This is a genomic window from Paraplanobispora siamensis, from assembly GCF_016863175.1.
GTDB lineage: Bacteria > Actinomycetota > Actinomycetes > Streptosporangiales > Streptosporangiaceae > Planobispora > Planobispora siamensis.
Map to the genome: position 1 here is coordinate 1 of NZ_BOOJ01000060.1, position 8603 is coordinate 8603.

The 8603-nt window shown below is 71.4% G+C and carries 9 protein-coding genes; 3 read left to right on the top strand and 6 right to left on the bottom strand.

The window, feature by feature from the left end; all coding sequences use genetic code 11:
• The 4 genes from Psi01_RS33695 to Psi01_RS33710 all read right to left on the bottom strand — a co-directional run.
• Positions 1–1334 (bottom strand): HD-GYP domain-containing protein (locus Psi01_RS33695; RefSeq protein ID WP_204068194.1); only part of this gene is annotated, 1334 nt, incomplete at its 3' end.
• A gap of 194 nt (positions 1335–1528) precedes the next feature.
• Positions 1529–2497, bottom strand: a complete 969-nt coding sequence (locus tag Psi01_RS33700) for an NAD-dependent epimerase/dehydratase family protein (protein ID WP_307819289.1) — start codon at positions 2495–2497, stop codon at positions 1529–1531.
• Positions 2498–2531: 34 nt separating this feature from the next.
• Positions 2532–2798, bottom strand: coding sequence for a mycothiol system anti-sigma-R factor (gene rsrA, locus Psi01_RS33705; RefSeq protein ID WP_204068195.1), 267 nt, complete (start codon positions 2796–2798; stop codon positions 2532–2534).
• 67 nt (positions 2799–2865) lie between these two features.
• Positions 2866–3471 (bottom strand): sigma-70 family RNA polymerase sigma factor, encoded by a 606-nt coding sequence (locus Psi01_RS33710; protein WP_203876921.1) that lies wholly within the window; start codon positions 3469–3471, stop codon positions 2866–2868.
• A gap of 283 nt (positions 3472–3754) precedes the next feature.
• On the opposite strand from Psi01_RS33710, the gene Psi01_RS33715 reads away from it, so the two are divergent.
• Entirely contained in the window at positions 3755–4501 is a 747-nt protein-coding gene (locus Psi01_RS33715) for a class I SAM-dependent methyltransferase (protein ID WP_204068196.1), read from the top strand.
• Between the two features lie 25 nt (positions 4502–4526).
• Here Psi01_RS33715 and Psi01_RS33720 read toward each other — a convergent pair whose 3' ends face one another.
• Both Psi01_RS33720 and Psi01_RS33725 read right to left on the bottom strand, forming a co-directional pair.
• Positions 4527–4859, bottom strand: coding sequence for a TraR/DksA family transcriptional regulator (locus Psi01_RS33720; protein WP_204068197.1), 333 nt, complete (start codon positions 4857–4859; stop codon positions 4527–4529).
• 165 nt (positions 4860–5024) lie between these two features.
• A complete protein-coding gene (locus tag Psi01_RS33725; RefSeq protein WP_204068198.1) occupies positions 5025–5804 on the bottom strand; it encodes an SOS response-associated peptidase in 780 nt (259 codons plus the stop codon).
• Between the two features lie 112 nt (positions 5805–5916).
• Between Psi01_RS33725 and aroA the strand changes: the two genes are divergently transcribed.
• On the top strand, positions 5917–7194 hold the full coding sequence (gene aroA, locus Psi01_RS33730; RefSeq protein ID WP_204068199.1) for a 3-phosphoshikimate 1-carboxyvinyltransferase: 1278 nt from the start codon (positions 5917–5919) through the stop codon (positions 7192–7194).
• Positions 7191–8249 (top strand): ribosome small subunit-dependent GTPase A, encoded by a 1059-nt coding sequence (rsgA, locus tag Psi01_RS33735; protein WP_204068201.1) that lies wholly within the window; start codon positions 7191–7193, stop codon positions 8247–8249. Before aroA ends, rsgA begins: the two co-directional genes overlap by 4 nt.
• The last annotated feature ends 354 nt before the right edge of the window (positions 8250–8603 follow it).

Here is an 8603-nt window from a genome sequence, read left to right on the forward strand (position 1 = left end):
GACACCACCTGGATGGGCATGGTCGGGTCGTCATGATCCTTGGTGGTGGTCTCCGCCGCGTCCTCCGGGGGCGGGGTGACCTTACGGGTCGGCTGCCAGCCGTCGCGGTCGAGGGCCTTGACGAAGGCGTTGACCATGACCGGGTCGAACTGGGTGCCCGCGCCCTTGCGCAGCTCGGCGGTGGCGACCTCGACCGAGCGGGCGTTGCGGTAGGAGCGGTCGGAGGTCATCGCGTCGAAGGCGTCGGCCACCGCGATGATCCGGGCGAACTCCGGGATCTCGTCGCCGGCCAGTCCCATCGGGTAGCCCTTGCCGTCCTGCCGCTCGTGGTGGTGCATGATCCCGGCGAAGGCCTCGTCGAGGAAGTCGATGCCGCGCACGATCTCCAGCCCGCGCATCGGGTGGAGCTGGATGGCCGCGAACTCCTCCTCGGTCAGCGGTCCCTCCTTCTGCAGCACCTTCGTCGGCACGCCCAGCTTGCCGACGTCGTGCAGCATGCCGGCGTAGCGGATCGCCCGCAGCCGCTCCGGGCCCATCCCGATCTCCTCGGCGATCATGCCGGAGGCCAGGGAGACGCGCGTGCAGTGGCCGCGGGTGTAGTAGTCCTTGGTCTCCACGGCCTGGCAGAGCGCGGCGATCGTGGCGTCGTAGGAGCGCTGCTGGGCGAGGTACTGGCCGAAGCCCCAGCGGGCCACGAACAGCGGGATCAGCACCAGCACCGCGGAGATCGAGTTGACCGTCGCCCAGAGCCCGGCGATCAGCAGCCCGAAAGTGGCGTATCCGAGATAGGAGACCAGGAACTGGGCCAGCCCGCGCAGCGGCACCTGGTCGGCCTGGCCGCTCAGGACCAGGATGAACGCGATCAGGAGGAAGTTCAGCGGCACGAACACCGCCGCCGCCCCGGCGTAGGGGAGGATCAGGTCGTTGAACCCGGCGATGTCCGGGATATCGGCCTTACCGCCCAGGTGCTGGTAGACCATGCCCGCGACGTAGCCGCAGACGGCGAACTGCGCGCCGTTGAACAGCCGCTTGACCAGCGGCAGGCCCGGGTGCACGCTGAGCGCCGCCGTCATGCCGACCAGCGCCGCGCCCTCCGGCCCGACGAGCACCACCGCGGCCAGCGCCGCCGAGAAGCTGACCGACACCGCGGCCCGCTTGACGCTGAGCAGCGTCGGCATCGACTCGCACACCAGGAACAGCAGGGCCAGCACCAGCAGCGTGGGCCAGTCGAGCGGCGCGAGACGGCCGCCTGCCACGCTGTGCCCGAACAGCCCGACAGCGACTCCGATGACGACGACGAGGTAGGCCTTGGCAGGCCATGGCAGTCCACGCAATGCGGCCACCTAGGGGTCCTAAGGGCGCGTGCTCATGTCCAGGAGATCCCCGAGTGCCCCCGGCCGACCGTTTCCTTCGACATGCGCTGCCTCCACGGTGATGTCGCAACTCAGGCTACAGAAATGCGGCCCACCCGGGAGGACAGACTGACAATCGCAAGCAAAGCGTAACCATGCAAGCACGTTAAGTGTGGCTATCGGGCGGCGGAACGCGCCCTCGCCCACTCGACGGTGGCCTTCAGCCCGGTGGCCAGCTCGGTGCGCGGCCGCCAGCCCAGCGCCTCGAACGCCGGAGCCGGGTCGACGGCCATCGCCGGCAGGTCCCCCAGGCGGGCCGGGGCGGTGCCGGGCCGGTCGGGCGCCCCGGCCGCCTCGGCGACGAGGGTGTGCAGCCGCCGGTCGGTCGTCTCCACCCCGGTGCCCAGGTTGAACCGGCCGCCGCCGCCCGCCTCGCCGCAGGCGCGGACGAAGCCGTCCACCACGTCCTCGACGAACACGTAGTCGCGGGTCTGGGTGCCCTCGCCGTACACCACGGTGGGCGTGCCGTTGAGCAGCGCGTCGGTGAAGATGGCCACCACCCCGGCCTCGCCGTCGGGAGACTGGCGCGGGCCGTAGACGTTGGAGAGCACGAGCGTGGTGTAGTCGATGCCGTACAGCGCCTTGAAGGTCGCCAGATAGGTCTCCCCGCTCAGCTTCGAGGCCGCGTACGGCGAGCGCGGGTCGGTGGCCGCGCCCCCGGGGACCGGGATGACCGCGGGCCTGCCGTACACCGCGACGGAGGAGGCGAAGACGACCTTGCGTGTGCCGCCGCGCTGGGCGGCGGTCAGCACCGAGGCGGTGCCCTCCACGTTGAGCCGGGCGTCGTGGACCGGGTCGGCCACGCTCTTGCGCACGCTGATCTGCGCGGCGAGGTGGCAGACGACCTCCGGCCGCCAGTCGGCCGCCAGCTCGACCAGCGCGGGGTCGCGGATGTCCATCACGTGCATGGTGAAGCGCGGACTCTCCCCTGCGCGGGCGAGGTTCGCCCGGTCGCCGGAGGACAGGTCGTCCACGACCGCGACCTCGTGACCGTCCTCCAGCAACCGGTCCACCAGGTTGGACCCGATGAATCCGGCTCCTCCGGTGACGAGCACCCGCATGCCGACCCCCCGTTCGTATGGCATCGCCTTACGGGAGATCCTAGAAGGTCCGGGGAGGTCAGGTCGCCAGCTCGCCCCGGACCTGTTCGATGCGCTGCAGGACCTTGGCGCGAAGATCGTCGGGGACGGGGTCGCATCCGCAGTGCTTGGCCACCAGCTGCTTGACGACCTGCTCCAGGCCGTACTCCTTCAGGCAGGGGCTGCACTCGTCCAGGTGGTGCCGGACGTCGACGGAGTTGTCCTGGTCCAGCTCACCGTCGAGGTAGGCGTAGACCTTGTCCAGGACCTCACGGCAGTCCGTGTCGTGCGGATCTCCACAGCTCATACGATCACCTCGCCCAGGAGCGCGGAACCCGTCGTCGCGGGCTCGCGGTGCATATCGGCTCGCCCGTTCACTTCGCACCCTCCGCGGGGGTCAGACCACGCTCGCGGGCGTAGTCCTCCAGCTGCGTGCGCAGCTGCCGCCTACCGCGGTGGAGTCGTGACATCACGGTCCCGATGGGGGTTCCCATGATCTCCGCGATCTCCTTGTAGGGGAATCCCTCGACGTCGGCGAGGTAGACCGCGATGCGGAACTCCTCGGGAAGCGCGGCGAGCGCCTCCTTGACGTCGCTGTCGGGGAGGTGTTCGAGCGCCTCGATCTCCGCCGACTTCAGGCCGCCCGAGGTGTGCGACTCGGCCCTGGCGAGCTGCCAGTCCTCGATCTCCTCGGTGCCGGCCTGCTTGGGCTCCCGCTGCTTCTTGCGGTAGCTGTTGATGAAGGTGTTGGTGAGGATGCGGTAGAGCCAGGCCTTGAGGTTCGTGCCTTCCTGGAACTGGTGGAAGGACGCGAACGCCTTGGCGAACGTCTCCTGGAGAAGGTCTTCGGCGTCCGCGGGGTTCCGGGTCATCCGGAGTGCGGCGGAGTAGAGCTGCTCGAGATAGGGCATGACGTCCCGCTCGAACCGTGCACTCCTCTGCTCCAGAGTCTCCGCATCTGTCGCAGGAACCGGACCCACCCCCTTAGGATCTCCGGAGTCCTGCTGGCGCGGGACACCGTACAGAGCGGAGAATACCCGCTCGGCGGGCAGGGACCGATCACCGGGGTGGGCGACGGGTTCGACTAACGCGAGCATTCGCTTGCCAACCTCCTGAAAGGATCGTTCGCTGTCCGTTGGCAACACCCGCGACCGGTCGTCTGTTCCCACAAGATAGAAGGTGACGAGCAGGCCGGTACGGGGAAAAAGATATGTACCGGCAGGTAGCAACAGACCACCGGAAACCCGACGCCAGGAGCCGCTTGTGCTGCCCATCCCGGCCGAAGAGCTGAACGGCTCAGGAACGCTCGGGCCGTACTGGACCTTTTACCGGGCGGTCGCCGCCGAGCAGCTGAGCCGGTGGCTTCCCTCCGAGCCGTCCACGATCCTGGACCTGTCCCGCGGCCACGGGCGGTGGTCGGCGCAGGCGGCGCGCGGCGGGCACCGGGTGATCGAGATGATCGACTTCCGCAAGACGCTGGAGGACGGCCAGCCCCCGCTGCGCGACGCCGGCAAGACCCGCCGGGTCCGCGCCGACGACCTGCGCTTCCTGCCCGACGGCAGCGTGGACGCCGTGATGGCCGAGGACCGGGCCATGTCGCTGGAGCTCATGGCCGAGTCCGCGGTCTCCGACATCGCCCGGGTGCTGCGTCCCGGCGGGCGGGCGCTGATCTGCGTCGACTCGCTGGTGCTGGGCATGGCGATCCTGGCCGAGCAGAACTACTGGGCGCACCTGCGCCAGACCACCGGCGAGGTCATGCTCGTGCCGTGGCCCGACGGCAGCATCACGCGCTGCTTCAGCGGCGCCCAGCTCCGCGAGCTGCTCACCGACGCCGGCCTGGAGGTCGAGTGGGTACGGCCCCGCACCGTGCTGTCCCCCTCGACGGTCGACCACGTGCTCGCCTCGGACCCCCGCGCGCTGAACTGGCTGGTCCGCACCGAGCTCGAGGCCCATCCCGACGACGACGACACCGTGGGCATCCACCTGGTCGCCAGCGCCCGGCGGCCGTAGCCTCCCGCGAGGGCGATCCAGGCGGTCAGCGACGGCGCTCCCTCCTGGACTGGCACTCCACGCACCGGGAAGCCTCGGGCCGCGCCTCCAGCCTGCCCTCCGGAACGGGCCTGCCGCAGTCGACGCACAGGCCGTACAACCCCTCGTCGAGCCGTTTGAGCGCCTCGACCACCGACCGGCGGTGCTGGACGGCCACATCGAGCATGGCCCGGTTGCGGTCGGCGTCGGTCAGGTCGGATCCCGCGTCGGCCGCCGACCTCTCCCGCTCGGCCGCGGGGCCGCCGCTCAGGACCCCGATGGACCGGTCGAGCTCGGCCAGAATGCTCTCCAGGCGCATACGCGCGGTCGCGTCGTTCACGGATCCGCACCTCCGGGACGATGTGGGGGGCCTTCGGCGGGACTCCCCGGACGTCCCGTCGGGCATGGAAAGAGCGAGTTTTGTGGCGTGACCTCCCGGAAGAGGTTCCGCTTTCCTCAGCGGATGCCCGCTCTGCGTGGTTTTTACACGGATTTTCGAGTCTTTTTAGAAAAGCGGCCGGTCCCCGCCCGCCCCTGCCGTCACCGGCGCGATGAGCTCCGGCCCGTTGTTGCGCACCGAGTTCACCGCCGTGGAGACGGGGTGCAGGGTCAGGCCGGTCGAACCGGCCGGGACCAGGAACTCCCGCGCGTCGGCGACGCCGGGGTCGAGCCAGTCGGCCCACCGGTCGCGCTCGATCAGCATCGGCATGCGGTCGTGGACCTTGCCCGCCTCGTCGACGGCGGAGGTCGTGATGATCGTGCAGGTGACCAGCCAGGCCAGCGGGTCGTCCTCGGGCCGGCCCTTGTCACGCCAGAACTCGTACAGCCCCGCCATGGCCATGCTCCCCCCGTCGGCCGGGTGGATGTAGTAGGGCTGCTTCTTCGGCTTGCCCTTCGCGCCGGTCTCCTCCTGCACGGCCCACTCGTAGTAACCGTCGGCCGGCAGCAGGCACCTGCGCTCGGCGAACGCCTTGCGGAAGGAGGGCTTCTCCGCCACGGTCTCCACCCGCGCATTGATCATCTTGGACCCGATCGAAGGATCCTTCGCCCATCCGGGCACCAGCCCCCACCGCATGACGCGGAGCTGGCGCACCGGCCTCGCCCCGGACCCGGTCTCAGCCGCCGGCTCGATCTTCGGCACCCTGCTGAGCACCGCGTAGACCCGCTTGGTCGGCGCGACGTTGTAGTCGGGCCCGAGCTCCTCGTCAGGGGCTCCGTCGAGCTCGACCTCGAACTCCTCGATCAGCTCCTGCTTGGCGCGCGCAGACGCGTATCTTCCGCACATGTCCCCACTCTGCCACCTCCGAATACGGATGTCGTCTCTCATCCCGGACGGCCCGTCCACATCCCGGTCGGGCGCTTCCCGTACGGCGAGACGGTCTCGATAGGCTTCGGGCATGTCCGCTCCGCTGTGGCCCGCCCCTACCGCGACCGATCCCGTGCGCGCGACCGTCCCCCTGCCGGGCTCGAAGTCCGTGACCAACCGCGCGCTGCTGCTGGCCGCGCTGGCCGACGGTCCCGGCACGGTACGGCTGGCGCTGCGCAGCCGCGACTCCGACCTGATGGCCGACGCCCTGCGCGCCCTCGGCGCCACGATGACCCCCTCCAACGAGAGCGCCTCCAGCCTCGACTGGACGATCACCCCCGGGCCGGTCGCCGCCGGGGCGCACATCGACGTCGGCCTGGCCGGCACGGTCATGCGCTTCGTGCCCCCGATGGCCGCCCTGGCCGACGGCGAGGTGTCCTTCGACGGCGACCCGCACGCGCGCAAGCGCCCGATGGGCGTGATCCTGCGGGCCCTGCGCGCGCTGGGCGCCGAGGTGACGGGCGAGGCGCTGCCCTTCACCGTCCGCGGCCCGGTCGCCGGAGGGGAGGTCACGCTCGACGCCTCCGGCTCCTCCCAGTTCCTGTCGGGCCTGCTGCTGACCGCCGCCCGCTTCCCCAAGGGCGTGACGGTCCGGCACGAGGGCCCGCCCGTGCCCTCGCAGCCGCACATCCGGATGACGGTCCAGATGCTCCGCGAGTTCGGCGTCCAGGTCGACGACTCCGGGCGCGACGTCTGGCGGGTCGAGCCGGGCGCCATCCGGGCCAGGGACTTCACCGTGGAGCCCGACCTGTCCAACGCGGCGCCGTTCCTGTCGGCCGCCATGGTCACCGGCGGCACGGTCGTCATCCCCGGCTGGCCGGACGAGACCACCCAGCCGGGCGACCAGCTCCGGGAGCTGCTGTCCGCCATGGGCGCCTCCGTGGAGCGCACGCCCGAGGGGCTGTCGGTCACCGGCACCGGCCGGATCTCCGGCATCGAGGCCGACCTGCGCGACGTCGCCGAGCTGACCCCGACCATCGCCGCCCTGGCCGCCCTGGCCGACTCCCCCAGCCGGATCAGCGGTGTCGCCCACATCCGCGGGCACGAGACCGACCGGCTGGCCGCGCTGGTCAACGAGATCAACGGCCTCGGCGGCGATGCCAACGAGACCGAGGACGGCCTGGAGATCCGCCCGCGCCCGCTCACCGGCGGGGTGTTCCACTCCTACGCCGACCACCGCATGGCCACGGCCGGCGCGGTGATCGGCCTGGCCGTGCCCGGTGTCGAGGTGGAGGACATCGCCACGACGGGTAAGACCCTGCCGGAGTTCGCCTCGATGTGGGCGCGGATGTTGGGGGGAGACCGCTGAGGAAGCGGGAGTACGACGAGGACGACGTCAGGATCCGGCCGGGGAAGGGTTCCCGGCCGCGGACCCGCATTCGTCCCGCGCACGAGGAGGCCGTCGAGGGCTTCGTCGTGACCGTCGACCGCGGCCGCTACACCTGCCTGGTCGGCGCCGGCGAGGAGCGGGGACGCCGCAGGAAGGACCGCGCGGCGGGCCGCCGCGTCGTGGTCGCGATGAAGGCCCGCGAGCTGGGCCGCAAGGGGATCGTGGTCGGCGACCGGGTGGCCCTGGTGGGCGACGTCTCCGGCAGGCCCGACACGCTGGCCCGGGTCGTGCGCGTGGAGCCCCGAGTCTCGATGCTGCGCCGCTCCGCGGACGACACCGACAACACCGACGGCATCGAGCGCCCGGTGGTCGCCAACGCCGACCAGCTGGTGATCGTCACGGCCCTGGCCGACCCGCCGCCCCGGCCCCGCATGATCGACCGGATGCTCGTCGCGGCCTTCGACGCCGACATCGAGCCGCTGCTGTGCCTGACCAAGTCCGACCTGGCCTCGCCGGAGGAGCTGGTCGCGCTCTACGCCCCCCTCGGCGTGCCGTACGTCGTGATCCGCAAGGGCGGCGACCTGGAGGAGCTGAGGCAGCGGCTGAAGGGCCGGATCAGCGTCCTGGTCGGGCACTCGGGAGTGGGCAAGTCGACCCTGGTCAACGCGCTGGTCCCGGACGCCAACCGGGCCGTCTCGCACGTCAACGCGGTCACCGGCCGGGGACGCCACACCTCCACCTCCGCCATCGCCCTGGAACTGCCCGAGGGCGGCTGGATCATCGACACCCCGGGCGTGCGCAGCTTCGGCCTGGCCCACGTCTCGGTCGAGACCGTCCTGGCCGGCTTCCCCGACCTGGTCGAGGGCACGGTCGAGTGCCCGAAGGGCTGCACCCACCTTGGCGAGGAGTGCGCCCTGGGCGCCTGGGTCGCCGCAGGCCACGCCGACCCCGCCCGCCTGGTCTCCCTGCGGCGCCTGCTCGCCAGCCGCGAGGGCACCCCCGACGACGACCGCCCGGAGACCGCCGCCCCCTAGGGTGTGGGCGCCCAGGCAGCGGGCGCGGGTACGGCGGTGCGCGCCGGGCGGGTGCGGTGGCGCGTGCCGGGCGGGTGAGCCCACCCGTGGAGCGCGTCCGCGGCGGGCCGGGTGTCGCCCACCCAGGCTGCGCCGCACGACAACCGAGCCCGTTCATGCCACCAGGACCCCGGCCACCCCGGATCGGACAAGCCGGTCACGGACTCCGGGTATTGAGACCCGGCCTCGACCATGATCCCGGCCATCCCGAGAGCGACGAGCCGGTCACGGACCCCGGGTATGCCGGTCACGGACCCCGGGTATGCCGGTCACGGACCCCGGGTATGCCGGTCACGGACCCCGGGTATGCCGGTC

Coding starts and splice junctions, on each gene's coding strand:
- Psi01_RS33725 (WP_204068198.1), bottom strand. CDS start 5,804: ATGTGCGGAAGATACGCGTCTGCGCGCGCCAAGCAGGAGCTGATCGAG.
- aroA (WP_204068199.1), top strand. CDS start 5,917: ATGTCCGCTCCGCTGTGGCCCGCCCCTACCGCGACCGATCCCGTGCGC.
- rsrA (WP_204068195.1), bottom strand. CDS start 2,798: ATGAGCTGTGGAGATCCGCACGACACGGACTGCCGTGAGGTCCTGGAC.
- Psi01_RS33700 (WP_307819289.1), bottom strand. CDS start 2,497: ATGCCATACGAACGGGGGGTCGGCATGCGGGTGCTCGTCACCGGAGGA.